The organism is Candidatus Limnocylindrales bacterium (assembly GCA_035559535.1).
Taxonomy (GTDB): Bacteria; Moduliflexota; Moduliflexia; order Moduliflexales; family JAUQPW01; genus JAUQPW01.
On the sequence record DATMBG010000052.1, the window covers coordinates 12,016 to 37,372 of the forward strand.

Annotated in this window: 21 protein-coding genes; 10 read left to right on the forward strand and 11 right to left on the reverse strand. The window is 46.0% G+C overall.

Translation table 11 applies throughout. The annotated features are described in order from the left end of the window. Nucleotides 1-25 precede the first annotated feature (25 nt). The 11 genes from VNM22_20805 to VNM22_20855 all read right to left on the reverse strand — a co-directional run bounded on the left by VNM22_20805 (nucleotide 26) and on the right by VNM22_20855 (nucleotide 11,088). Complete coding sequence (locus VNM22_20805; GenBank protein HWP49611.1) at nucleotides 26-1,276, reverse strand: thiolase domain-containing protein; 1,251 nt, start codon at nucleotides 1,274-1,276, stop codon at nucleotides 26-28. Between the two features lie 114 nt (nucleotides 1,277-1,390). Next, on the reverse strand, nucleotides 1,391-1,798 hold the full coding sequence (locus VNM22_20810; protein HWP49612.1) for a cobalamin B12-binding domain-containing protein: 408 nt from the start codon (nucleotides 1,796-1,798) through the stop codon (nucleotides 1,391-1,393). Nucleotides 1,799-1,965: 167 nt separating this feature from the next. Then, on the reverse strand, nucleotides 1,966-3,645 hold the full coding sequence (locus tag VNM22_20815; protein HWP49613.1) for a methylmalonyl-CoA mutase family protein: 1,680 nt from the start codon (nucleotides 3,643-3,645) through the stop codon (nucleotides 1,966-1,968). 77 nt (nucleotides 3,646-3,722) lie between these two features. Beyond that, nucleotides 3,723-4,868: an acyl-CoA dehydrogenase gene (locus VNM22_20820; protein ID HWP49614.1), complete on the reverse strand. Its 1,146-nt coding sequence runs from the start codon at nucleotides 4,866-4,868 to the stop codon at nucleotides 3,723-3,725. A 76-nt stretch (nucleotides 4,869-4,944) separates the two neighbouring features. Beyond that, a complete protein-coding gene (locus VNM22_20825; GenBank protein HWP49615.1) occupies nucleotides 4,945-5,970 on the reverse strand; it encodes an electron transfer flavoprotein subunit alpha/FixB family protein in 1,026 nt (341 codons plus the stop codon). A gap of 54 nt (nucleotides 5,971-6,024) precedes the next feature. Further along, nucleotides 6,025-6,816 (reverse strand): electron transfer flavoprotein subunit beta/FixA family protein, encoded by a 792-nt coding sequence (locus VNM22_20830; GenBank protein HWP49616.1) that lies wholly within the window; start codon nucleotides 6,814-6,816, stop codon nucleotides 6,025-6,027. Between the two features lie 233 nt (nucleotides 6,817-7,049). After that, nucleotides 7,050-8,189 carry an acyl-CoA dehydrogenase gene (locus VNM22_20835; protein HWP49617.1) on the reverse strand — a complete coding sequence of 380 codons (1,140 nt, stop codon included), beginning with the start codon at nucleotides 8,187-8,189 and terminating at the stop codon, nucleotides 7,050-7,052. A 3-nt stretch (nucleotides 8,190-8,192) separates the two neighbouring features. Continuing rightward, entirely contained in the window at nucleotides 8,193-8,402 is a 210-nt protein-coding gene (locus VNM22_20840) for a hypothetical protein (protein ID HWP49618.1), read from the reverse strand. Further along, nucleotides 8,383-9,243, reverse strand: a complete 861-nt coding sequence (locus VNM22_20845) for a 3-hydroxybutyryl-CoA dehydrogenase (protein ID HWP49619.1) — start codon at nucleotides 9,241-9,243, stop codon at nucleotides 8,383-8,385. The genes VNM22_20840 and VNM22_20845 overlap by 20 nt, the downstream gene beginning before the upstream one ends. A 92-nt stretch (nucleotides 9,244-9,335) precedes the next feature. Then, nucleotides 9,336-10,532 (reverse strand): acetyl-CoA C-acetyltransferase, encoded by a 1,197-nt coding sequence (locus tag VNM22_20850; protein ID HWP49620.1) that lies wholly within the window; start codon nucleotides 10,530-10,532, stop codon nucleotides 9,336-9,338. Between the two features lie 145 nt (nucleotides 10,533-10,677). Next, nucleotides 10,678-11,088: a MerR family transcriptional regulator gene (locus tag VNM22_20855; GenBank protein ID HWP49621.1), complete on the reverse strand. Its 411-nt coding sequence runs from the start codon at nucleotides 11,086-11,088 to the stop codon at nucleotides 10,678-10,680. Between the two features lie 320 nt (nucleotides 11,089-11,408). On the opposite strand from VNM22_20855, the gene VNM22_20860 reads away from it, so the two are divergent. The 10 genes from VNM22_20860 (at nucleotide 11,409) to glgX (ending at nucleotide 25,308) form a co-directional block, all read left to right on the forward strand. Beyond that, nucleotides 11,409-12,203: an ABC transporter ATP-binding protein gene (locus tag VNM22_20860; protein ID HWP49622.1), complete on the forward strand. Its 795-nt coding sequence runs from the start codon at nucleotides 11,409-11,411 to the stop codon at nucleotides 12,201-12,203. Between the two features lie 87 nt (nucleotides 12,204-12,290). Next, nucleotides 12,291-14,189 carry an AMP-binding protein gene (locus VNM22_20865; GenBank protein HWP49623.1) on the forward strand — a complete coding sequence of 633 codons (1,899 nt, stop codon included), beginning with the start codon at nucleotides 12,291-12,293 and terminating at the stop codon, nucleotides 14,187-14,189. A gap of 88 nt (nucleotides 14,190-14,277) precedes the next feature. Then, on the forward strand, nucleotides 14,278-15,165 hold the full coding sequence (locus VNM22_20870) for a branched-chain amino acid ABC transporter permease (GenBank protein HWP49624.1): 888 nt from the start codon (nucleotides 14,278-14,280) through the stop codon (nucleotides 15,163-15,165). A gap of 70 nt (nucleotides 15,166-15,235) precedes the next feature. Continuing rightward, nucleotides 15,236-16,285, forward strand: coding sequence for a branched-chain amino acid ABC transporter permease (locus tag VNM22_20875; protein ID HWP49625.1), 1,050 nt, complete (start codon nucleotides 15,236-15,238; stop codon nucleotides 16,283-16,285). A 193-nt stretch (nucleotides 16,286-16,478) separates the two neighbouring features. Further along, nucleotides 16,479-17,141 (forward strand): hypothetical protein, encoded by a 663-nt coding sequence (locus tag VNM22_20880; protein ID HWP49626.1) that lies wholly within the window; start codon nucleotides 16,479-16,481, stop codon nucleotides 17,139-17,141. 91 nt (nucleotides 17,142-17,232) lie between these two features. Next, nucleotides 17,233-18,834: an OmpA family protein gene (locus tag VNM22_20885; GenBank protein HWP49627.1), complete on the forward strand. Its 1,602-nt coding sequence runs from the start codon at nucleotides 17,233-17,235 to the stop codon at nucleotides 18,832-18,834. 389 nt (nucleotides 18,835-19,223) lie between these two features. After that, complete coding sequence (locus VNM22_20890) at nucleotides 19,224-20,255, forward strand: diguanylate cyclase (protein HWP49628.1); 1,032 nt, start codon at nucleotides 19,224-19,226, stop codon at nucleotides 20,253-20,255. Next, the gene (locus VNM22_20895; GenBank protein HWP49629.1) at nucleotides 20,252-20,581 is read left to right on the forward strand and encodes an Hpt domain-containing protein; all 330 of its coding nucleotides are present in this window, start codon (nucleotides 20,252-20,254) and stop codon (nucleotides 20,579-20,581) included. The genes VNM22_20890 and VNM22_20895 overlap by 4 nt, the downstream gene beginning before the upstream one ends. 69 nt (nucleotides 20,582-20,650) lie before the next feature. After that, nucleotides 20,651-23,125 (forward strand): glycogen/starch/alpha-glucan phosphorylase, encoded by a 2,475-nt coding sequence (locus VNM22_20900; GenBank protein HWP49630.1) that lies wholly within the window; start codon nucleotides 20,651-20,653, stop codon nucleotides 23,123-23,125. Between the two features lie 2 nt (nucleotides 23,126-23,127). After that, nucleotides 23,128-25,308 (forward strand): glycogen debranching protein GlgX, encoded by a 2,181-nt coding sequence (gene glgX, locus VNM22_20905; protein HWP49631.1) that lies wholly within the window; start codon nucleotides 23,128-23,130, stop codon nucleotides 25,306-25,308. Nucleotides 25,309-25,357: the final 49 nt, after the last annotated feature.

The window sequence follows — 25,357 nt, forward strand, 5'->3', positions numbered from 1 at the left end:
CATACCCTCCACACTCCCCTACTCTTTAAACGGCTTCCAAAATACTTACGGTGATATAGGTTCCCGTTCCGGCATGGCTATGAATAAGTCCACGTCGGGCGTTTTTAATCTGGAGATGGTCATTTCCCAGATGTTTCTGGATAGTCCCCTGAAGTTGCCAGAAAGCAAAAACAGCCTGCATGAGGCCTGTAGCACCTACCGGATGACCGCAGGCCAGAAGGCCACCGGAAGGGTTAACCGGTATTTTTCCAGTTAAGGTACTATGACCGGCCTCGATAAAGGGGCCTCCTTCCCCATACTTACAAAGACCCAGATCTTCGTAGGTCTGAATCTCAGAAGAAGTATAGGCATCGTGTAACTCTACAAAATCCAGTTCTTCCAGGGGGTTTGTAATTCCGGCCATCTCATAAGCCTGTTTAGCGGCCATTCGACCTCCCCGAAACGAATGAACCCCGGGGTATTTGAGATTTTTGTAATCAGACTCAGATTCGTGGGGTAACAAAATGACTTTACCGTGGGGACGATCTGCCATACGCATGCTATCGGTACCTGCGCCGATTCCGATGATTTTAACCGGTTTGTCGGTTAAGCGGGCCGCCATTTCTTCCGAAGCGAGAATACAAACTGCTGCTCCATCCGACATGGTGCAGATATCCAACATGGTCAGGGGGTCTGCAACCATGGGCGAGTTACGAACATCTTCAATGGTCAATTTCATAGGACTCTGGGCATAGGGGTTATAGAGAGCATTTCCGTGATTTTTTATGGAGACCAGGGCCATTTGTTCTACGGTGGTACCAAACTCATGCATATGCCGTCGGACCATCATGGCGTAGTAACCGGTATAAAATCCTCCCACAGGGTAATCAAAATTAGTATCGGAGGCGTGGGCGATAAATTCGTTGCCTTTCCAGGTGCTGACACGAGACATGGTTTCAAATCCAAAGGCCACGCAAACATTCATTCGGCCTGAGGCAACAGCCTCCCATGCTGCTTGAAAACAGAGCCCACCCGTAGCTCCCCCTCCTTCGATCCGTTTAGAAGGCTTGGGGCAAAGTCCGAGGTAGTCTTGAACCATAGAGGCCGCTTTCAATTGCCGGGTAAAGTGATCTGAAAAATAAGACGCTACGCTTCCATCGATCATATCCCTTGTCAGGTTTGGGACATCGTTCATGGCATAGTCAAAGGCCTGTTTGACCATATAACGAAAATCCATATCCGGGTGAGCTTTGGCAAATTTTGTAATTCCACCCGATACCATGTAAACGGGGCGCATTTATTACAGGTATGGAGGTATGGAGGTAGGTATGGGGGTGCGGGGTATGGGAGTAAGTATTTATACTCCCACCCTTCCATACTCCCACCCTTCCATACTCCTACCCCTCCCATACTATTTTTTAATGTTTTCTCTCAAAAACTTGATAACCTCTTCCGTAGAAGTTCCCGGAGTGAAGATTTCCTTCACACCCATTGCCTTGAGTTTAGCAATATCTTCATCGGGGATAATTCCCCCTCCAAAGAGCATCACGTCTTCCAAACCTTTTTCCTTCATAAGCTCCAGGACACGCGGGAAAAGATAGTTGTGAGCTCCCGATAAAATACTCAATCCTATGGCATCCACGTCTTCTTGAAGGGCCGTGGCAACCACCTGTTCTGGGGTCTGGTGAAGTCCGGTGTAGATCACCTCCATTCCGGCATCCCGCAATGCCCGGGCAATGATTTTCGCACCTCGATCGTGCCCATCTAATCCCGGTTTAGCGATAAGCACCCGTATTTTTTTCTGTTTTTCCTCGGCCATACGTTTGGGTCCCGGAGGTCCGGAGAGCACAGAGGAAATTTTTATAACCTAAATCTTTAGATCCCTCGTTTGGGATGTTCTGGATTAAAACCGACAGAGTCGGTCTTATCAGGGTTTCGGTTTCATTCTGACGTATTTCCTTCTCCATGTTCTCCGGGTCTCTGGGACTAAAAAAATCCCGGATCCTGGTAAATCCCGAAGACTTCCCTAAACACGTCGCAGATTTCTCCAACGGTTGCGTAGGCTTTTACTGCTTCAAGGACCGGAGGTACAAGGTTTTCCTTTCCCTTAGCTGCGGCACGAAGTTGCTCTAAAGCCGCTTTATGTTTGATCGGATCTCTTCTTTTTTTCACATTCTCCAGCCGTTCGAGCTGCTTTTTTTCTACTTCAGGGCCGATTTTTAATATTTTAATCGGGGTTTCCTCCTTGGCTACAAACTCATTCACGCCCACGATAATTTTCTCCTTATTCTCGATTTGTTTCTGGTAGGTGTAGGCAGCTTCTTGAATTTCCTTTTGCGGGAAACCCTGATGAATGGCCGGAATCATTCCCCCCAGGGCATCCAATTTTTTAAAGTAATCGTAGGCGGCTTCTTCCATCTCATTGGTCAATCTTTCGAGGTAGTAAGAGCCTCCCAGGGGATCCACCGTATTTGTAACTTCGCTTTCATAGGCAATAATCTGTTGAGTTCGCAGGGCAATGGTTACCGCTTCTTCTGTGGGGAGGGCTAAGGTTTCATCGTAGGAGTTGGTATGCAGGGATTGGGTTCCTCCTAATACGGCGGCCAGAGCTTGAATGGTTGTTCGGATGATATTATTTAAGGGTTGCTGGGCGGTTGCCGAGCATCCGGCGGTTTGTGTGTGAAACCGAAGCATCAAGGAGCGAGGATTTTTGGGGTTATAGCGGCGTTTCAGCTCACGGGCCCAGATCCTTCGGGCCGCCCGGTATTTTGCGATTTCTTCAAAGAAATCATTATGGGCGTTGAAAAAGAAAGAGAGTCTGGGTGCAAACTCATCCACTTCCAATCCGGCCCGGATTCCATAATCTACATAAGTTAATCCATCGTAAAGGGTAAAGGCAAGTTCTTGAACGGCGGTAGATCCAGCTTCTCGTATGTGGTAACCGCTGATACTGATACTGTTCCACCGGGGCATATGGCGTGTGCAGTAAACGATAATATCGGTCAAAATTCGCATGGCCGGTTCGGGTGGACAGATCCACTCCCGTTGAGCAATGTACTCTTTTAAAATGTCTGCCTGGAGGGTTCCGCGGAGTTGGGCCGGTGGAACTCCCTGTTTCTCTGCGACTGCCAGGTACATGGCCAGAAGGACGATAGCCGGTCCATTAATCGTCATGGAGGTGCTGATTTGATCCAGAGGTATGCCTTTGAAGAGAATTTCCATATCTTCCAGGCTATCAATAGCCACGCCCTCCCGACCAACTTCTCCTCGAGATATGGGATGATCTGAATCATAACCCATGAGGGTCGGAAGATCAAAGGCTACACTAAGTCCCATCTGTCCCTGGCTTAGAAGATAGTGAAATCTCCGGTTGGTATCTTCAGCCGTACCAAAACCGGCGAATTGACGCATAGTCCAGAGTCGCCCCCGATGCATGGTTGCATGAATCCCACGGGTGAAAGGATATTCTCCAGGAAATCCGATGTCTTCATTATAATCCATCCCGGCAATATCTAAAGGGGTATACAGCACTTTAACAGGTCGATTGGAGAGGCTGACAAACTTAGCCTGTCTCTCCGGCATAACCTCCAGGGTTTTCTTCAAGGTGGTCTGTTCCCATTGGACTTTACGTTCTTGAATTTTTTTTAAACTTTGGACGTCGATCATAACTAAGTACTGAGTGTTGAGTACTGAGTACTGAGTCAAAGAGAGAGGATTAAGTAGGGACACGGCACGCCGTGTCCCTACTGTTCAGTACTCAGTATCAATTTTGCAATCACATTTCGCTGAATCTCCGAGGTTCCTTCATAAATTGTCGTAACCCGGGCATCTCGATAATAACGTTCTACGGGAAAGTCTTTGAGATAACCATAACCCCCATGAATTTGAAGGGCCTTGTAGGCCACTCGATTAACCATTTCAGAGGCGAAAAGTTTGGCCATGGAAGCCTCTTTTGTAAAGGGGAGTCCCCGGTCTTTTAACAGGGCGGCCTGCAGGGTTAATAGTCTGGCCGCTTCAATCTCCGTCGCCATATCTGCGATCATCCATCGGATTCCCTGAAATTCGGCAATGGGTTGACCGAAAGCTTCTCGTTTTTTAGCATAGCGTGTCGCTGCATCCAGACAGGCCTGCGCAATTCCCACAGATTGTGAAGCAATTCCGATTCGACCCCCGTCTAAAGCTGTCATCATGATCTTGAATCCCTCTCCTTCTTTCCCTAACAGATTCTCAGAAGGGACTCGACAGTTTTCAAAAATCAGCTCGGTGGTATCTGAGGCCCGAAGTCCCATTTTATCCTCGACTTTACCTATGGAAAAGCCCGGCATCCCTTTTTCCACAATGAAAGCCGAAATTCCATGATGCCGGGCTGTTTTATCAGTTACGGCCGTCGTGATAAAAACTTTCGCATGGCTTCCACTGGTAATAAACATCTTGGTCCCGTTCAGGATATAGAAATTATCCTTTAAGAGAGCCGAGGTTTTTTGATTGGCCGCATCGGACCCAGCTCCCGGCTCGGTTAAGGCGAAGGAACCGATAAATTTTCCTTGGGCCAGAGGGACAAGGTATTTCTGCTTTTGAACTTCCGTTCCGAATTTCAGGAGAGGTTCACAAACCAGATTATTGACTCCCATGATAACCGAGGTAGCTGCGCAGGCATAGGCAATCTCTTGCATTGCCAGTGAATAGCTGACGGTATCCAGCCCGGCACCTCCATACTCGGTGGGAACCATCATTCCCAGAAGTCCCATCTCGGCCATTTTTGAAATCGTTTCCTCCGGGAAAAGACTTTCCCGGTCGCACTTCCCGGCCATGGGTTCGATCTCTTTCCGGGCAAATTCCCGAACGGTCATCTGGATCATCCGTTGTTCTTCGGTGAGTTGAAAGATCATATTTTATCGATAATCCCCTGTTGGAAGACGATCAGGTCGTTCCAGACTCGACAACCGGATCGCCTATAAATGGAACTCAACTTTCTGCCAGGAGCTTTTTAAATTCCTCTGTCAAGATCGGAAGGATTTCAAACACATCTCCCACGATCCCATAATTGCAGACATTAAAGATATTGGCATCGGGATCTTTATTAATGGCCACGATATATTTCGAGGAACCCATTCCGGCCAGATGTTGAATAGCTCCCGAAATTCCACAGGCAATGTAAAGGTTTGGGGTCACTACTTTTCCGGTCTGTCCGACCTGATAGGCATGCTCTTTCCAACCTGCATCCACCACGGCCCTGGAAGCCCCTACGGCAGCTCCAAGGACTTCGGCCAGATTTTCTACAAGATAGAAATTCTCCGGTCCCTTTAATCCACGACCTCCCGATACTACAATGCTCGCTTCCGTTAATCCCACTTTACCTGTGGTCCCTTTTATGATCTCTTTAACGGTAGTTCGAATCTCTCCGGGGGCAAATTCCACAGGAACTTTTTCAACTTCTGCTTTATGGGATTCATCTCGCCTGGCCGGCCTAAATACATTAGGTCTCAGGGAAGCCATCTGAGGCCTGGTTAAAATAGCCTCCCATACCAATGCCTTTCCGGCATACACGGGACGTTTACAAAGTAAGGATTTATTTTCGTCCAGTTTAAGCTCAATACAGTCAACCGAAAGTCCCGCGCCAACCCTGGCAGCCACCCTGGGAGCAAAGTCCCTTCCCATGGTTGTTGCAGCAAATAATACTACGGCAGGCTGTTGGGTTTTAATTAAATTCGTAATAACCTTGGCATATCCGTCGGTTGTATACTTGTCAAGTGCCTCGTGATCTGCTACGAATACCTTATCTGCTCCATAAGAACCGATGGATTCTGCAAGATGGGTTATGTTTCTTCCAAGTAAAACAACTTCTAACTTACCTCCCAGTTCGTCTGCCAACCGCCGTCCCTCGCCGATGAGTTCGTAGGTTACCTTCTTCAATTCACCTTCTCGCTGCTCTGCGATAACCCAAATATTTCCTGACATGTCGGGGAGTGGGCGGTGAACAATGGACGGCAAATCCTGATGCAGTCATCAACTACGGCCCATTGCCTACTGCCCACGGTGTAAAGTTTAAATAACTTTGGCTTCCTCCCGTAATAACCGTACCAGTTCTCGACAAACCTCTCTGGGGTCTCCTTTAAGGATTTTCCCTTTGCTTCGAGGGGGTGGAAGTTCCATACTTAAAACTTTAACTCGAGAACCTTTCTCACCCACCTGGGTAGGATCTAAACCCAGGGCTGCCGCGTTCAACTCCTTGAGTTCTTTCTTTTTGGCTTTCATGATATTGGGAAGGGTAGGGTAGCGAGGTTCATTCAACTTCCATTGGGTGGAAATAACAGCCGGTAGTGGACCTTCGATTACTTCCTTGGCTCCTTCAATATCCCGATAAGCCATGAACTTTCGGGCGTTGGGATCTACTTCTAACTTGACGACGATGGTTGCCTGGGGTAATCCCAACAATTCCGCCAGGTAGGCGGGAACACTCATGGTATCCTGGTCGATGGCCTGTTTCCCACAAAATATAATATCATAAGGAAGTTGCTGAATAGCCTTTGAGAGGATGAGCGCCGTTGTGTAAGGATCTGAATTCTCAAAGGCCGGATCCCAAAGTTGAATGGCTTTATCGGCTCCCATGGCCAGGCACATTCTAAGAGCCTCTTTGACCCGCTCTGGACCTATGGAGATAACCGTAACTTCGCCGCCGAATCGCTCCTTAAGTCGGATGGCTTCTTCCACAGCGAAGTCATCGTAGGTGTTGACGATAAATTTAACCCCCTCGGGATCAATATGTTTTCCGTCTTTCCCAACCCGTACCTTTGTCGTTGTATCCGGAACTTGCTTGATGCAAACGATGATGTTCATTTTTTAAGTCCCATGCTCAGTCTCCAGTCTCGAGTCCAAAATCCCAAATCTCAGGCCCTACTCAAAAAGTCGATTGTCCTTCCCGCCGAGTCTGGATAAGACCTTCTCAACGGACCTGGGATGAACTGGTAGAGGCACAGCATGCTGTGCCTCTACTTTATTTCTCAACGTTTTCGGAGTCTGAAGTTGATCAAACCTGGCTTCAGGCTTTGGACTTTAGGCTTGAGACTTCTTTATTTCAACAGATTGGCGGCAATTATCAATCTTTGTATTTCTGAAGTTCCCTCGTAAATTTCGGTAATTTTAGCATCCCGAAAATAACGTTCCACGGGATAATCTTTGATATAACCGTAACCTCCGTGAATCTGAACGGCTTTATGGGTTGCCCGCATAGCCGTTTCAGAAGCAAAGAGTTTTGCCATAGAAGACTCTTTGGTATGACGAACGCCTTTATCTTTCAGGGTTGCCGCTTTTAAAGTTAAAAGTCGGGCGCACTCAATTTCGGTGGCCATATCTGCCAGCATCCATTGAATAGCCTGGAAGTTAGAAATCGGCTGCCCAAACTGGACCCGTTCCTTGGAGTATTTAATCGATTGCTCTAGGGCCGCCTGGGCAATTCCCACGGCCTGGGCGGCAATTCCAATGCGTCCGCCATCCAGGGTTTCCATGGCTATTTTAAAACCTTTTCCCAACTCCCCAAGAAGGTTCTCTTTGGGAATTAAACAATCTTCAAAAACCAGAGATGCCGTGTCGGAGCCGCAAATTCCTAATTTTTTTTCGATCTTACCTATGGAAAACCCCGGGGTATCCAATTCGACAATGAAGGCACTGATGCCATGATGACCTTTGGTTTTATCTGTAACTGCAAATAGAATGCAAATATCCGCATGGGCTCCATTGGTTGTGAAGTTTTTTCGTCCATTGATAACCCATTTATCTCCTTTTAACACGGCCGTCGTTTGTTGATTGGCAGCGTCAGAACCGGCGTTGGGTTCTGAAAGGGCGAAGCACCCTAACCACTCGCCCTTGGCCAGGGGAACCAGATACTTTTGTTTTTGCTCCTCGGTCCCGTTCCGTAGAAGCGGATCACATACCAGGGAGTTATTAACCGACATAATGACAGAAGTACTGGCACAGGCCTTAGCAATTTCTTCCATGGCCAGAACATAACTGACCGTATCAACTCCGGCTCCCCCGTACTTTTCCGGAACCATCATCCCCATCAGGTTAAGTTCTGCCATTTTCTTAACCGTTTCCGCCGGATATCGAGCCTCTGCATCGATCTCCGCGGCCAGCGGAGCCACTTCCTTTTCAGCAAACTCCCGAACCATCTGCTGAATCATTTTTTGATCTTCCGTAAGCTCAAATCTCATAGTTTAAGAGGTAATAAGAGTATGGAGGTGTGGAAGTATGGGAGTGTGGGGGGTATGGGAGGAGGGAAGTATGAAAAATTTTTCCCCACTCCCACACTTCTCTCCTCCCAACATACTTCCCCACACCCATACTTTCCTACTCCCGCGCTCCCATACCCCCCACACTCCCATACTTCCACACCTCCATACTTCCTCACTCTCCAGGGTATTCATAAAAGCCTTTTCCGGTTTTTCTTCCCAGGTGGCCTGCATCGACCATTTTTCTTAGTAAGGGGCAGGGGCGGTATTTAGAGTCTCCAAAACCCTTATACAGGGTCTCCATAATAGCCAGGCAGACATCCAAACCGATAAAATCGGCCAGTTCCAGGGGTCCCATGGGTTGATTGGTACCTAACTTCATCATGGTATCGATGGCTTCCTTGGTGGCAACCCCTTCCTGGAGGGCAAATATGGCCTCGTTGATCATAGGCATGAAAATTCGATTTACAGCAAAACCCGGGGAGTCTTGAGCTTCGGCAACTACTTTATCTAGCTTTTCACAAACAGATCGGGTAACCTGGAAAGTCTCTTCGCTGGTCAGGTATCCTCGAATCACTTCAACGAGTTTCATGAGGGGAGGGGGATTCATAAAGTGCATGCCAATAACTTTCTGAGGACGTTTTGTTGCGGCACCTAATCGGGTGATGGATATGGAAGAGGTATTGCTGGCCAGAATCACCTCTTTTTCACAGATTTCATCCAGCTTTTTAAAAAGCTCCAGCTTAAGATCCTCTTTCTCGCTGGCTGCTTCTATCACAAAGTGGACCTCTCTGAGGTCTTTTAGCCCGGTTGTCCCCCGAATTCGCCCCAAAACCTGATCTTTCTCCTGGGGTGTTAATTTCCCTTTACTCACCATTTTATTTAATCCCGAAGCAATCTTCTCCTGACCTTTTTGAACCAACTCCTGGGTTATATCTACCAGGGTGACCTCGTAGCCGGATACTGCACAAATCTGAGCAATTCCATGACCCATAGTTCCGGCGCCGATTACGCCGATTTTTTTAATTTCTGTCATTTGCTCGTTGTCCGTAATTTTTTGCCTCAGAGGCCTAGTAGATACAGAGAAAAGTAAAAATTTACCTCTGCATTTTCTGTGCCTCCGCGGTTTTATCTTTTAACCACCATAGCCACTGCGTTACCTCCGCCCAGGCAGAGCGTTACCAGGCCTGTTCGCACGTCCCGTTCCATCATTTCGTAAAGTAAAGTAGTCAAAATGCGGGCTCCTGTAGCCCCGATGGGATGGCCCAGGGCTACAGCGCCACCGTTGACATTGACCTTATCCAGGCTCAGACCTAATTCCCTACAAACGGCCAGGACTGCAACCGAAAACGCCTCGTTCAATTCCACCAGGTCAATGTCATCCAGGGAGAGTCCCGTTTTTTCCAGTACTTTTCTAACTGCCACCACCGGGGCCATCATAACCCATTCCGGGGCCAGTCCACCCGTTGCATAGCCTACAATAGAAGCCAGGGGTCGAATCCCCAGCTCTTCCGCTTTCTCTCGAGATGTCACGACTACGGCTGCAGCCCCATCACTGATACCCGGCGCATTTCCGGCCGTAATGGTTCCATTTTCTTTAAAAGCCGGTTTCAGTTGGGCTAACTGCTCCAGGCTGGTTTCCCGAGGGTCTTCATCGGTATCAAAAAGAAAGGTAGGGTGATCCTGTCGGGACCTGTCTCCCTTCTTCTGGGGAACTTCTACCGGGACGATTTCTTTTTTGAACTTGCCGGTAGCAATGGCCTGTAAAGCTCGTTGGTAACTCTGAAGAGCATATTCATCCTGTTCCCTTCGGCCGATCCCGTATTTTTCAGCGACCAACTCTCCGGTGTTTCCCATATGAAAGTCATTATAAACATCCCAAAGCCCATCCCAGATCATTAGATCCAGTAATCTTCCATGCCCCATTCGATAACCGTTCCGGGCTCTATCTAAGGCATAAGGGGCCTGACTCATGTTTTCCATGCCTCCTGCCACAACAACCTGAGCGTCTCCCAAAGCTACAGCCTGAGCGGCTAAAACAACAGCTTTTAGCCCGGAGGCGCAAACTTTATTAATCGTCAAAGCTGAAACCGCAGGCGGTAATCCGGCTCCCAATGCCGCTTGCCTGGCAGGTGCCTGCCCGAGCCCTGCCGAGAGGACATTGCCCATAATCACCTCGTCGACCAAATCTTTAGAAATTCCTGCTCTTCGGATAGCCTCTTCAATCACCAGGCTTCCGAGTTTGGTAGCTTTAATAGAGCTCAAGGATCCATTAAAACTCCCAATAGGTGTACGGGCTGCACTAATAATGACGACTTCTTTCATAAGGATATAGAACAGGAGAATTAAGAGAAAGGGAAGGTAATACGTTGTAAAGTTGATTCTGTGTAACTCTCTCCCCTCACCTCCGGCCCCTCTCCCACGCTGCGGGAGAGGGGCCGGAGGTGAGGGCCGCGTAGTAGGTCCAGAATTATTTTAACTTCGATTCAGAGAGTTCTTGTAACTTCTTGACCATACGTTCCCGATACTCTTGAATCTCCTTTTTCAACTGCTCCAGTTGATTGATCCGATCATCCACCCGAGCCAAATGTTCATCTAAGAGCTCAATAAGCCGGGGAAGAACTTTTTCGTTGGTTCTGTGAATTCGATAAATATCTTCCAGTTCGAGCATTTCGGCTAGAGATAGTCCTAAACATTTTAGTTTCTGAATAAATCGTATCCGCTGATAATCCGCCTGGGTATAAATCCTCTTTCCATTCTCCGTCCGTTTAACCGTACTCATTAAACCGATTTCTTCGTAATATCGAATCGTTCGAGTGCTGATTCCTACACGCCTGGCAAGTTCACCAATCTGCATGTAGCCTTCGGATTGGTCTTGCATTTTAATAACTCCTTTTCCCAGTTTACGTAAACGTAATGTTTAGGGGAATAAAAAAAGCCTTTTCTACAAATTATTTTCAGACAAAAGTAAATTAAAATGATTCTCAATCTACCCTTATGAATGCTTCAGTCCTGGGGGTTTGTCAAGGAAAATAAGAAATATCTCGAAAATCGAAACTTCCAGAATAATTTTCTTGCATTTCCAAAAATTAAAGGTAAAAATAAGATAACTTGTTAAAACTTTGTGAACAAGCTCCCAGCCTCAAGGAAAGATTTCTTCTTATTAGGAAACTATAAATCAACACAGCGTAAAAGGGTAGTATGGTCCAGTTATGTTTAGAGAATCTCCATCTTCGGTTTGGAGGAGTTAAAGCCTTAGACGGAGTCAGCCTGGAAGTTAAAAGAGGGGAGTTATTTGCTCTTATTGGTCCCAATGGAGCCGGAAAGACCAGTATCTTCAATTGCATCAGCGGACTTTACAAACCCCAGGAAGGGAGGATTCTCTTTGAAGGGGAGGACCTGATCCCACTCAAGCCCCATCAGATTGCAGCACGTGGCATTGCGAGGACTTTTCAAAATATTGAACTTTTTAAAGGAATGACGGTACTGGACAATATCAAACTGGGGCGGCATATTCATTTAAAATCCGGAGTTTTTGCAAGCAGTTTCTTCTACGGTAAAGCCCGGTCTGAGGAGCTGGCCCATCGTAAAATCATTGAGGAGAAGGTCATCGATTTACTGGAGATCCAGGGAATTCGAAAAAAGATCGTAGGGACTCTACCCTATGGCCTCCAAAAACGCGTGGAACTGGCCCGGGCCTTGGCGATGGAACCCCGGCTCTTGCTCCTGGATGAACCCATGGCTGGTATGAATGTAGAAGAAACAGAGGACATGGCCCGATTTATTTTGGATATTAAAGAGGAGATGGGTATGACTCTAATCATGATCGAGCATGATATGGGGGTGGTCATGGACATTTCGGATCGGGTCTGCGTATTGGATTTTGGTAAAAAAATAGCCGAGGGTCTTCCACGGGAAATTCAACAAAATCCCCATGTTATTAATGCTTATTTAGGTAAAGAGGATGAATTTTTAACTTCCAGCAAGGGCTACTAAAGGCTATGAAGGGTCCAGATAACCGCTGGGTTACCTCTATCGATCGGTCCTTCGGGATTCCCGGTGGATTATCTTTTCTTGTCGTTCATGAATCTGACACTACCGAAGCTTTTGGCTCAAAATGCAAAAAAATTTGGAGATAAAAAAATTGCCATTCGGGAAAAGGAATTTGGAATCTGGCAAGAGGTTACGTGGAAGGCTTATTACGAAAATGTGAAAGCGCTTTCTCTGGGTTTGATCAGCCTGGGCTTTGAAAGGGGGGATACCCTTGCCATTCTAGGCGATAATCGACCCGAGTGGATTTATACCGAGCTGGCTGCTCAAGCCGCCGGGGGAATTTCTGCAGGGATTTATCCGGATAGTTTACCAGAGCAGGTTCAATATATTACCGATCATTCCGATGCCAAGTTCATTATGGTGGAGGATCAAGAACAAACCGACAAGGTATTGGAGGTTAAAGATCGGCTTCCCAAATTAAAAAAAATCATTGTAGATGATTGGAAAGGCTTACGACATTATCGGGATCCTGCCTTAATCGACTTTAAACAGGTACAGGAGCTAGGCCGAGAATTAGAAAGAAAAGCTCCTGGTTTGTTTGAGGAAAATTTAGAGAAAGGGAGCCCGGAGGATGTTGCCATTCTCTGTTATACCTCTGGTACCACCGGTTTTCCCAAGGGAGCCATGTTGTGCCATCGAAACCTTATCAGCATGGCTATGAATCTGGATCAGGTAGATCCGGCTTATGAAACCGATAATTTCGTTTCCTTCCTTCCTCTTCCCTGGATCGGTGAGCAGATGATGTCCATTTCCTGGGCCCTGGTTAAAGGTTTTACCGTTAACTTTCCGGAATCGGTGGATACGGTGCGGGAAAACATTCGAGAGATCGGCCCTCATTTGATGTTTGCACCCCCTCGCATTTGGGAAAAGCTGTGCTCCGACTATCAGGTTAGAATTCAGGATGCCAGTTGGTTAAAAAGGAAAGTGGCGCAATTTTGTATGCCCATCGGAATGAAGATAGCGGATATGAAACTTCAAAAGAAGATTATCCCTCTTCAGTGGAAGGCTCTATATGCACTGGCCCATTTCCTTATGTTTCGGGCTTTAAAAGATCGGTTCGGCTTAACCTTCCTTCGAAACGTTTACACCGGGGGCGCTGCTCTGGGACCTGATGTATTCAAGTTTTTCCAGGCTATTGGAGTCAGAATCAAACAGATTTACGGTCAAACCGAGATAGCCGGGATCTCGGTCGTCCACCGCAATGATGATATCAAGCTGGAAACGGTCGGTTTACCTATTCCCAATACCGAGATAAGAATTTCGGATACCGGTGAGATTTTATCCCGAAGCCCCAGTGTCTTTTTAGGTTATTACAAAGACCCGGAGGCCACTGCCAAAACCCTGGCCGGGGGATGGCTCCATTCAGGGGATGCGGGGCTTATCGATGAAGATGGGCATCTGGTTGTCATCGACCGACTGAAAGATGTCATGCAGCTTACTGACGGAACCAAGTTTTCTCCTCAGTTTATTGAGAACAAGCTTAAATATAGTCCTTATATTGCCGAAGCCGTGGTCATCGGTAAAGGCCGGCCTTATGTTACCGCTTTAATCAATATGGATATGGCTAACACCGGAAAATGGGCCGAAGATCATCGGATCACCTATACGACGTTTACGGACCTTTCTCAAAAACCGGAGGTGTACCGTCTAATCGAAGAGGAGATCAGGCGGGTTAATCGAGAGTTACCCAAAGCGGCCCGGATTCACAAGTTTGTAATGCTTTACAAAGAACTGGATGCCGACGACGATGAATTAACTCGAACCCGAAAGCTCCGCCGGAGTTTCATAGAAACCCGTTATAAACCTCTTATCGAAGCCATGTATGAAGATCGTTCGGAAATCCAGGTAGAGGCCGAAGTCAAATACCGAGACGGTCGGGAAGTTCTACTTCAAACGGTTATTAAAGTAGGAGTTTTAGAGGAAGGATGAGGAAAGTGTAGGAGTATGGGAGTATAGGAGAATATACTTCCATACTTCCATACCCCCACACTCCCATACTCCTATACCTTTAAAATACATGGATTTCTTCCTTCAACTGGTTGTAAACGGAATAGTAGTCGGAAGCATTTATGCCCTGGTTGCGTTGGGATTTGTTTTGATCTATAAAGCTTCCGGGATTCTCAACCTGGCCCAGGGAGAGTTTCTCATGGTCGGGGCTTATATTTTCTTTGCCATTGTTGATCAATTCCATGTACCCTTGCTTCCGGCCTTTTTTTTAACCCTCCTTTTCTCGTTTATATTAGGGCTCTTGATAGAGCGATGGGTTCTCAGGCCTTTGATAGGAGAACCGGTTATATCTGTCATTATGGTCACTTTGGGACTTGCCAGTGTACTACGGGCCCTGGTCCAGGCCTTCTATGGTACGGATACACGACCCTTTCCTGAGTTTTTTTCTCAAAAACCCGTCAATCTATTGGGAATTCCTGTCGCGACCAGTTATATCGGAAGCTTTATCTGTGTAAGTTTGTTGGTCGTTTTATTTTCCATATTTTTTAAATATACCAAAACGGGTATTGCCATGCGGGCCACGGCCAGTGACCAGCAAGCTGCCATGTCCATGGGAATTAGTATTAAAAGGATTTTCGCTATTTCCTGGAGTATTGCCGCGGTGGTTTCAGCCATAGGAGGCATTCTCCTGGGAAATATTCGCGGAGGAATAGATGGATCCCTGGTTTTTCTCGGTTTGAAAGTGATCCCGGTCGTTATCTTAGGGGGTCTGGACAGTATTCTTGGAGCCATTTTAGGTGGACTCCTGATAGGAGTTTTTGAGAACCTGGCCGGAGGTTATTTAGATCCTTTCTTTGGGGGAGGGGTTAAGGAAGTAGCCCCCTTTGTTATTCTGGTTTTAATTTTAATGATTAAACCTTATGGATTATTCGGGACCGAGGAGATAGAGCGGGTGTAGTACAAAGAAGCAAGGGCAAGAAGCAGGAGTAAAAAATTCTTGTTTCTTGCTTCTTCCATTTCTCCAACTTATGGTAGCAAAGTGCGGAGATTTTAAGCGCAGCTATTCTGAAGACGAGGCCATCTTCGAGACCCGTTTTGTACGAGCTTGTGTGGTAGGATGGATTATAGTCCTTTTTATTTTTCCGTTTCTTGCCAATAGTTATCTTCTGGATGTAGCCAATCAAATTGGTGTTGCGATTATCGGTGCCATAGGGTTGAATATCCTGACGGGATTTACCGGTCAGATTTCTATCGGTCATGCGGCTTTTCTTGCTATAGGTGCCTATACTTCGGCTATTTTAACCTCGAAAGTAGAATTTTCTTTCTGGATTTCACTTCCTCTGGCCGGTTTCATCACCGCTTTAATTGGTATGATTTTTGGCGTACCTTCCCTGAGACTCAAGGGGTTATATCTGGCCATGGCCACTTTCGCCGCCCATTTTATTACCGAATTTACTATCAATCATTGGGAAAGTCTGACCAACGGAACGGCCGGAATCCTGGTTCCTCCTCCGGCTATAGGTACCTTTCAATTTGATACCGATCAACGCATGTACTTTATTATTTTCATCACGGCGATTCTGCTAACCTTTTTTGCCAGAAACCTTTTTCGTACAAAAGTAGGTAGGGCCTTTATTGCTATTCGAGATCGAGATATTTCTGCGGCTGTTATGGGGGTTAATCTATTTAAATATAAGCTGCTGGCTTTTGCCATTAGTTCTTTCTATGCAGGGATCGCAGGCGCTTTACTGGCACACCACCGTAAAATTATCACACCCGAGAACTTTCCCATTTGGGAGGCTATTCGATATTTGGCTATGATCATCATAGGAGGTCTGGGGAGTATCTTGGGTTCCATTTATGGAGCCATTTTCATGATCCTGTTGGATGAGATCCTTAGAAATATCACCACCACCCTAAGTGGCATATTTCCCCATATGGTGGGTTTATTAGCTTCTTTAAGGGAAGGGGTATTCGGTGTAACGATTATTCTTTTTTTAATTTTTGAACCCGATGGACTCGCAGCACGCTGGTATACCATTCGAAGTTATTGGAAACTCTGGCCGTTTTCATATTAAACTTTCCTGACCTTCTGGATTGCCTACTCTTTTTAATTTGAATGAAATTTGTTGACAGGTTCCCCCCTGTTTGATAGCGTCTCATCTTAGATGATGCCGTTCCGGTATCTTCGATTCAGCTACCAGAAAGATAGGTCATAACCAGATTCTGCTGGTTTATGCCTTGATTTAACCAAATAAGGAGGAATTAAGAATGATGTCCGGATCTACAGGTAAACAGGGAAAAAAAACAGAGAATTCAAACAAGTTAGCCGAAGAGGATACGGTGGATAGACTGGGAAATATCGATCAGATTCGGGATATTATTTTCGGTCCTCAATTGCGTGAATATAATCGTCGATTTGAGAAGATAGAAACCAGTCTATCCTCTCTCCAGGAGGAGGTAAGATCTCGTATTGAAGAAACCAAAAATACCCTATCGGCAGCTTTACGTACGGCCGTTGAATCCCTGGAGAAGAAGATCAGATCTCTTAATGCCAATGCCCAGGAAGAGTGGGGTAATCTTCGGCAACAGCTTGAGCATATCGATAGAAAGTTCTCCAATAGCCTCGAAACCCTTAGCGGGGAAGTCGAGGCGAATACCAAATCTCTTCGGGAAGATCTTTCACAAACCCGAAGTAAACTTCAGGACGATATTCGAATTCTGAAGACTCAAATCTATGAGGAACTGGATAGACGGCTCTCTCTACTTGGGGATGTTAAAGTTTCCAGGGATGATATGGCGGAAATTCTCGTTGAGCTTGGGATGAGGCTAAGGGGTGTCGAGTCTTTTTCAGAGCCCGTCATGAAAATTAAAGGAACGGAGATCGTTCCTGCCCTGAAAGACGTGGTCCAGTCGGAAACAGAGGATGAATGATGGAGGATGAATGTAAGAACGATGAAGCGGTCCATGAGGAGATTATCCCTCTATTTCTCGATTACTTCTACATTCATCGTCCGGGGTTTAGATGGCGATATCAAAGAAAAGGCTATCCTACGGAAATGATCCAAAGAGTCTCCTCTCTGAAGTTATCGAGGCAGGGGATAACTCTGTAAGCGAGATTGAACGTTTAAGAACTCTACTTATCAAACCGGAGATTCAAGGATTATCTGAATTACGTCGCCAACTCACACATCTCCAACATCAAATCCAAAATCCCGAGAAGCTTATCCGTTTACTTCTGCCTGTGATTGCAGAACTTTTGAGCCGTAAAGTTGCCGAGTCGGGAGAACACCTGGCAAGTGTCCTGGCTCCCATTATGGATGAAGCAATACGGAAAAAAATCCAGCAGGATAGAGAGGCTATCACCAAAACTTTAGGTCCTATCCTCCTGGATGCCCTGAAGGATCAGATTCCATCATCCGAAAGGGAACTCGTTGAAATTTTAACTCCTGTCATCTCGAAAGCCCTTTTCCATCAGCTTAAGGAATCTTCCTGGGAAATAGTTACGGCTCTCGCCCCGGTCATGGAGGTTAAGATTAAAGAGCAACTGAATTCCCAAAGGGAGGAAATGGTTCATACCCTTTATCCGGTTATTGGGCGTGCTACCATTAAATATCTATCTGAGGTACTAAAACATTTTATTCAGGGAGTGAACGAGAGCCTCTATAATTTTTTTTCAATTAAAAGGAGATCGCAAAAGGCTCGTTCTACATTATCTGAGCCGGATTCCACCTTAGCCGATTCCGGATTCACTTCTGCGCCTTCCCCTTATCCTCTACTTATCATCACCTTCGTACTTCTAAGCCTGCTTTTCGTTCCCTGGGGCATATATTGGCAGAAAAACAAAGTGGATCGTTATACCGAAGCTAAAATAGCTGGAGCTTTAGCTTCGGTTCCCGAGCTGACTCTACATCCTCTTACGGTGAAGGTCTACCGGGATACCTTCAAACTTTCTGGATGGGTTCCCAATGAGTATCTTCGTTTACGGGCGGAACAGGTGGCCCGGGCAGTTGCTCCGACTTTAAAGCTAAAAAATATGATTCGCGCGGTTCCTGCCGATCCTTTAATTGCAGCGGCTGAGGTGAAACGGGTAGCTTCTATGGTGAATGAGATTGAAGGTGTCTCTATTTCGGCGAGTTATCGGGATGGTTCTGTAACCATCGAAGGTGTTGTTTTATTTCCCATCGAAGAAAGGCTGGTTAAACCCTTTGAGCAAATTCCAGGGATTCGTAGCTTGCAGGTAAATGTCAGGCAGGGAAAACCCGGCCTTACTACCAGGATTTATTTTGATCCTGCCTCAGCCAGACTGAAGCCTTCCGAACTCGATAAAATAAGTCAGGTCAAGGAGTTTATGGATCAACATCCAAACTGGCGTCTCAAGATAATAGGCCACACAGATCTTAACGGTCCTATGGAAGGGAAACGTTCCCTGGCCTTGGGTCGGGCTGAGAATGTGAGAAAGGCTCTGATCCATTATGGAATCGAGGCCGACCGATTGCAGGTCGATGGAATTCCGGAACCGCCTTCCCATCAGGAGGCCGATCAATCCTTAAATCTGGGCAGATGTGTACGCTTTGAGCCTATAGAGCCGCCAGAGGAGCTGGTTTCGGGTTATCAAAGAAAATAACCATGTCCTTGACGCCTCAGAAAATGAACCTTGTTAAAGATCCCAGGGTAGATACAACCGACCCCATTGATCGCTAAATCGGGCTTAATGGCGTGATAGATAAAGCAGAAATAAATTTTAAACTCCCCTTTATAGAAAAGCTTCGAAATTTCGGGGTCTTGTGATAGATTCAAAATCTAAGATCCAAAAGATTTTCACTCTAAAGTAATAAAAATCCTTAGAGGGTAGGGGGGCTATGTGTCTGATAAAAGGGGAAGAAGGACAATGCCTTTTCTGGTTAAGAATAAGAATCAGATTCCAGGCGGTCCTTGTCGGCATGTTTCAAGAGATGACCTTGTGCCCCAAGGGCCTTCCTGAAGGATCCTTCTCAAGTTGAGAAGGTATAAGGTATGAGTATACTGATCATCGATGATTCTCAGGAGAGTAGACTCTTGCTCAAATCTATCCTGAAAGCTGCCGGATATACCGATGTCTTAACCGCCGGATCAGCCCATGAAGCCTTCAAGATTCTGAATTTGGATGGTGAAACAAAAGCCCCGACCCCTATTGATTTGATTTTGATGGATATTATGATGCCTGAAATCGATGGAATTGAAGCCTGTAAACGGATCAAGGCAAGGGAACATCTTCGAGATATTCCGATTATTATGATTACGGCTCTGACCGATGTAGAAATTCTAAAAACCGCCTTTGCTGCAGGAGCCATGGATTATATAGCTAAACCCCCCAATAAAGTGGAGTTATTGGCGCGGGTACGCTCTGCTTTAAGACTTAAGCATGAAATGGATGCCCGCAAAGCCCGGGAGCAGGAACTATTGGAAGTAACCCGGCAGCTTGAAGAGGCCAATCAAATCCTGTTACGGCTCTCTTCCTTGGATGGATTGACGGGTATTGCGAATCGTCGGCGCTTTGATGAGTTTCTCGATGTGGAGTGGCGGCGGGGTCTCCGGGAATCTGCCCCGCTCTCTTTAATTATGCTGGATATAGATTTTTTTAAAGCTTATAATGATGCTTACGGTCATCAAGCGGGTGATGATTGTTTGAAGGTTGTAGCGAATACCTTGAGCAATACGGTGAATCGACCCGGTGATTTGGTAGCCCGCTATGGAGGCGAGGAATTTGCCGTCATTCTACCCCGAACGCATCCAGAAGGGGCTGTTACTGTAGCAGAACTGTTGCGGGCTAAAGTTGAGGCTTTAAAGATACCCCATTCCCGATCTCGGGTTAGCGACGTGGTAACCATCAGTTTGGGAGTTTCTACAGTTGTTCCCAGACCGGGTTACTCGACGGCCGCGCTCATTGCCGCAGCCGATCAGGCCCTCTATCAAGCCAAACAAGAAGGTCGTAATCGGGTAAGGGTCCGATATCCTGCACCTTTCCCTGATTATACACTTCCAGAATCCGGGAAGATAACGCCATGACCCCAGATGATCCCATAAAACAAAATAAAAAAATCGTTGTCTATATAGATGCAGAGCTTGAAGAGCTTATCCCTGGCTTCTTTGAGAATAGACGTAATGATATAAAGGCTATCCAGGAAGCTCTGGCAAAAGGTGACTATGAGACAATAAAAATTTTGGGGCACCGTATGAAAGGTTCTGGAGGAGGTTATGGATTCGACGAGATCAGCCAGATAGGCGGCTTCCTTGAACAGGCGGCAAAAAAACAAAATTCACAAGAAATCCAAAAAGGGTTGAATAAGCTTTTAACTTATCTTGAAAATGTGGAAATCGTTTATAAAAATTAATTAATATAAGGGAAAAAAGAGATTCCTTTTATCCTTCCAGAGAAGAAAATTCAAAGGAAAGGCTAAAAAATGGGAGAAAGGGATTTCGAAAAAACGACGAACGAAGTTTCTGATTTTCAAAAATCTATCCGGTATCATCTTAAATATTCACTGGGAAGGAACTGGGAAAAAGCTTCCGGGCATGATCTCTTTATGGCTATTGCTTTAGCCACTCGAGAGTTAATGATCGACAAAATGATGGAAACCGAAGAGCGCTATCAGAAAGCCGATACGAAAAGGTTGTATTATTTATCCATGGAGTTTCTTATGGGCCGATCCTTAGGAAATAATCTCTACAATTTGGGGATTTTTGATCTTTGTAAAGAGGCCGCCGAGAAAATGGGGATTGATTTCGAAGAGGTTCTGGAACGCGGGGAATATGATGCGGCCCTGGGAAATGGGGGCTTAGGTCGTTTAGCGGCTTGCTTTCTGGATTCATTAGCTACTTTGGGGATGCCGGGATATGGATATGGAATCAACTACGAGTTTGGTCTTTTTAAACAAGAAATAGAAAACGGTTATCAGAAAGAAAAACCGGATCATTGGCTGAGGGAAAAGACCCCCTGGCAGATCGAGCGGGCCGATGAAGCCTGTATTATTCCCGTATATGGACGTATCGGTCAGGGACAGGGCCGAAATAGAAGTTATAATAGAAGTTATAAGGTGATGTGGACCGATTGGAAAACCTTAATCGGTGTTCCATATGATATGCCCATTGTAGGTTATGGGGGCAAGACGGTTAATTTCCTGAGATTGTACTCAGCCAAATCATCGGATGAGTTTGATATTCAGATATTCAATCGAGGGGATTATTTTAAGGCGGTAGAACAGAAAATCTCTTCGGAAATTGTTTCCAAGGTTCTCTATCCTTCAGACTCTGTGGAAGCCGGACGTGAACTTCGTTTGATTCAGGAATATTTCCTGGTAGCCTGTGCAATTCGAGATATTGTTTATAGATATCTAAAAACCCGCAATACTTTTGATCAGTTTGCTTCCAAGGTAGCCATCCAGCTCAACGATACCCATCCTGCCCTGGCAGTGGCCGAATTAATGCGGATCTTGATAGATGAATATGATGTACCCTGGGAAAAGGCCTGGGAAATTACTCAGGGAGCCATCGCCTATACGAATCATACCTTACTTCCTGAAGCCCTTGAAAAATGGGCATTACCCCTGATAGAACGGGTTCTACCCAGACATTTGCAGATTATCTATGAAATCAATCAGCATTTTCTAAAACAGGTAATTTCGGTTTGGCCAAACGATACCCATCGGATCAGTCGCATGTCGATCATTGAAGAGGGAGCCCCTAAACAGGTTCGTATGGCTTATCTGGCCATTGTAGGAAGTCATTCGGTCAATGGGGTTTCGGCCCTGCATTCTGAGCTTATAAAAACATCTTTAGTTCCTGATTTTTATCAACTCTGGCCGGAAAAATTCAATAACAAAACCAATGGAGTCACCCAACGTCGATGGTTATTGCAGGCGAATCCTTTACTGGCAAGATTGATAACTCACACCCTAGGAGATGACTGGATTACCAATCTGGATAAACTGAAGGATCTGGAATGTTATGCAGAAGATAAAGGGTTCCAGAGGGAATTTAGAATGATCAAATTAGCCAATAAAGACAGATTGGCAAAGATTATTCAGGACACCACGCAGATCCTCGTCGACCCGGATTCCCTCTTCGATATCCAGGCAAAACGCCTGCATGAGTATAAACGTCAACTGTTGAATGTCATGCATATTATTCATCAATATTTAAGCCTGGTAGAGGATGGAAGAGAGTTAACGGTTCCCAAGACTTATATTTTCTCGGGTAAAGCGGCTCCGGGTTATATAATGGCAAAATTAATCATTAAACTCATTCACAATGTCGGTGCGGTGATTAACAAAGACCCTAAGGTTAAAGGACAAATCAAAGTAGTATTTATTCCCGATTATCGGGTTTCGTTAGCTGAAAAGATCATTCCGGCAGCCGATTTAAGTGAGCAGATCTCCACAGCCGGTAAGGAGGCTTCAGGGACGGGGAATATGAAGTTTGCCATGAACGGAGCCTTAACCATCGGAACCCTGGATGGGGCCAACGTGGAGATGCGAGAAGAAATCGGAAAAGAGAATATGTATATATTTGGCTTGACCGCCGAAGAGGTGGATCGGATGAGAAAGACCGGTTCTTATAATCCCTGGGATTATTACAACAAGAGTCCGGTTATTCGGCGGGTTATGGAGAGTATCGGCTCGGATAGATTTTGTCCTGGGGAGCCCGGTCTGTTTCGGCCTATTTATAATAAAATTCTCTATAATGGGGATGAATATTTTCATCTGGCAGACCTGGAATCTTATATTTCAGTCCAGGAGGAAGCGGCCAAAGAATTTAAAAATCCAGGGCTTTGGACCAGGAAAGCCATCTTAAATGTGGCGCGGATTGGAAAATTCTCCAGTGATCGTACGGTTTCGGAATATGCTCAGGAGATATGGGGGATTAAGCCTGTATTGTAGCGATGAAGGTATCCAGTTTTAAAATCTCTCGGGGATCTGCCCTTCCCTTAGGGGCAACAGTTAAACGAAACGGGATTAACTTTGCGGTTTTCTCCAAACACGCCACCTCGGTCACATTAGTGATTTTTGCTTCAGGAATCAACGACCCCGTTGCCGAGTTTCCTTTAGATCCCAAGATTAATCGAACGGGGCACATCTGGCATATCTTTGTCCAGGGGATGGATCCCGGCTTACGCTACGGTTATCGTATGGATAGACGACTTCCAGCAGAGTCTTCAAATTCTGAAACTTCAAATTCCACCCCTTTAATCCATCGGTTTGACCCCAGCATCGTTTTGGTGGATCCCTATGCCCGGGCTCTTTCAGGGGGATCCATTTGGGGAGAGATTTATCTCCGTAAAGGGGATCAGGGCCCTTATGTGAAGCGGAATATCCGACGTTCCTTAATTATAAACAATGAATTTGATTGGGGGCCGGATCAACCCTTAAATATCCCTCTGGCCGATTCCATTATCTACGAACTCCACGTTCGAGGTTTTACCATTCATAATTCTTCTGGGGTCCAAAATCCGGGAACTTTTGCCGGGCTTATCGAAAAGATTCCATATCTTAAAGAGTTGGGAATTACGGCGGTAGAACTCTTACCCATCAATGAATTCCAGGAAACGGATACCGATCGGGTAAATCCCTTAACCGGGGAACGTCTCCTTAATTTTTGGGGTTATAATCCCATCTCTTTTTTTGCTCCTAAGGCCTCTTATGCTTCCAACGGTCGAAACGGTAATCAGGTAAAGGAATTTAAAGCCATGGTCAAAGCCTTCCATGAAGCCGGCATCGAAGTGATTCTAGACGTAGTATTTAACCATACTGCCGAAGGGGACGAGCGGGGAACTACCTTTTGTTTTAGGGGATTGGATAATGCGGTCTATTATATGATCGATCCCAAAACAGGAGCTTATTACAATTATTCAGGTTGTGGCAACACGCTCAACTGTAATCATCCAGTGGTCCGAAATATGATACTGGATTGTTTACATTACTGGGTAACCGAAATGCATGTAGACGGATTTCGATTTGATCTGGCTTCCATTTTAGGCCGTGGGGAAGATGGTTCCGTTTTGTCTAACCCTCCTGTTTTAGAAAACATTACCGCAGACCCTGTTCTGGCTAATACCAAACTTATTGCAGAGGCCTGGGATGCGGCCGGCCTTTACCAGGTAGGAAGCTTTCCAGGCGGAGCCTCTCTTTCGGCCTTTAATCGCTGGGCTGAATGGAACGGGAAATTCCGGGATGATATACGAAGATTTATCCGGGGAGATCCGGGTATGGTCTCAGCCCTGGCAACTCGACTGGTAGGTAGTCCAGACCTTTATCAAGGGACCGGACGTGCCCCTTATCACAGCATTAACTTTGTAACCAGTCATGATGGATTCACTCTGGCCGACCTGGTTTCTTATAACCACAAGCATAATGAGATGAACGGAGAAAATAACTTAGATGGCTCTAATGAAAATTTCAGTTGGAATTGTGGGTGGGAAGGACCTTTACCCCCTTCTTGGAAAGGGGAAAAGAAATGGGAAGAGATTCATACCCTTCGCCTTCGTCAAATGAAAAACCTGGCTACCCTTCTCCTGCTTTCCCGAGGCGTGCCCATGATTTTGGGTGGGGACGAAATGGGACGAACCCAACAGGGTAATAATAATGCTTATTGTCAGGACAATGAAATAAGTTGGGTCAATTGGGAATTTACAAAACTCCATGCGGATTTGCTTCGATTTTTCAAACTCCTGATTCGATTTCGTAAAAAACACGAGGTTTTGAGGGTTAAAAGCTTTGATGAAAGTAAACCTGACAAATGGGGAAGCATATCCTGGCACGGTATCAGACTGGGACAACCTGACTGGTCCTGGGAATCACGATCCCTGGCCATGCATATAAACGGAGGCCTTCACGATGAAGATATTTACATAATTATGAATGCCCACTGGGAAGGCCATGAGTTTGAACTTCCTCCCTTCAATAAAGGACGGAATACCCGTTGGGGATGGTTCCGGTTTATTGATACCTCCCTTGAGTCTCCCTTTGACATAGCCGAAGAGGGCAGAGAAGGGTACCTGGTAAACCAGCATTCCTATCCGGTTGGCCCTCGTACAGTAGTTGTATTGGTGGGTAAAAGATTGTAGGACGAATCGCTGATTCGTTTTTACGAAACAGCGTTTTGCGCTACAGCGT

Bases quoted from the DNA above. Each gene is read 5' to 3' on its own strand.
- VNM22_20805 (HWP49611.1), bottom strand. From the start codon at position 1,276: ATGCGCCCCGTTTACATGGTATCGGGTGGAATTACAAAATTTGCCAAA.
- VNM22_20810 (HWP49612.1), bottom strand. From the start codon at position 1,798: ATGGCCGAGGAAAAACAGAAAAAAATACGGGTGCTTATCGCTAAACCG.
- VNM22_20815 (HWP49613.1), bottom strand. From the start codon at position 3,645: ATGATCGACGTCCAAAGTTTAAAAAAAATTCAAGAACGTAAAGTCCAA.
- VNM22_20820 (HWP49614.1), bottom strand. From the start codon at position 4,868: ATGATCTTTCAACTCACCGAAGAACAACGGATGATCCAGATGACCGTT.
- VNM22_20830 (HWP49616.1), bottom strand. From the start codon at position 6,816: ATGAACATCATCGTTTGCATCAAGCAAGTTCCGGATACAACGACAAAG.
- VNM22_20835 (HWP49617.1), bottom strand. From the start codon at position 8,189: ATGAGATTTGAGCTTACGGAAGATCAAAAAATGATTCAGCAGATGGTT.
- VNM22_20840 (HWP49618.1), bottom strand. From the start codon at position 8,402: ATGAATACCCTGGAGAGTGAGGAAGTATGGAGGTGTGGAAGTATGGGA.
- VNM22_20845 (HWP49619.1), bottom strand. From the start codon at position 9,243: ATGACAGAAATTAAAAAAATCGGCGTAATCGGCGCCGGAACTATGGGT.
- VNM22_20850 (HWP49620.1), bottom strand. From the start codon at position 10,532: ATGAAAGAAGTCGTCATTATTAGTGCAGCCCGTACACCTATTGGGAGT.
- VNM22_20855 (HWP49621.1), bottom strand. From the start codon at position 11,088: ATGCAAGACCAATCCGAAGGCTACATGCAGATTGGTGAACTTGCCAGG.
- VNM22_20860 (HWP49622.1), top strand. From the start codon at position 11,409: ATGGTCCAGTTATGTTTAGAGAATCTCCATCTTCGGTTTGGAGGAGTT.
- VNM22_20865 (HWP49623.1), top strand. From the start codon at position 12,291: ATGAATCTGACACTACCGAAGCTTTTGGCTCAAAATGCAAAAAAATTT.
- VNM22_20870 (HWP49624.1), top strand. From the start codon at position 14,278: ATGGATTTCTTCCTTCAACTGGTTGTAAACGGAATAGTAGTCGGAAGC.
- VNM22_20875 (HWP49625.1), top strand. From the start codon at position 15,236: ATGGTAGCAAAGTGCGGAGATTTTAAGCGCAGCTATTCTGAAGACGAG.
- VNM22_20880 (HWP49626.1), top strand. From the start codon at position 16,479: ATGATGTCCGGATCTACAGGTAAACAGGGAAAAAAAACAGAGAATTCA.
- VNM22_20885 (HWP49627.1), top strand. From the start codon at position 17,233: ATGGCGATATCAAAGAAAAGGCTATCCTACGGAAATGATCCAAAGAGT.
- VNM22_20890 (HWP49628.1), top strand. From the start codon at position 19,224: ATGAGTATACTGATCATCGATGATTCTCAGGAGAGTAGACTCTTGCTC.
- VNM22_20895 (HWP49629.1), top strand. From the start codon at position 20,252: ATGACCCCAGATGATCCCATAAAACAAAATAAAAAAATCGTTGTCTAT.
- VNM22_20900 (HWP49630.1), top strand. From the start codon at position 20,651: ATGGGAGAAAGGGATTTCGAAAAAACGACGAACGAAGTTTCTGATTTT.
- glgX (HWP49631.1), top strand. From the start codon at position 23,128: ATGAAGGTATCCAGTTTTAAAATCTCTCGGGGATCTGCCCTTCCCTTA.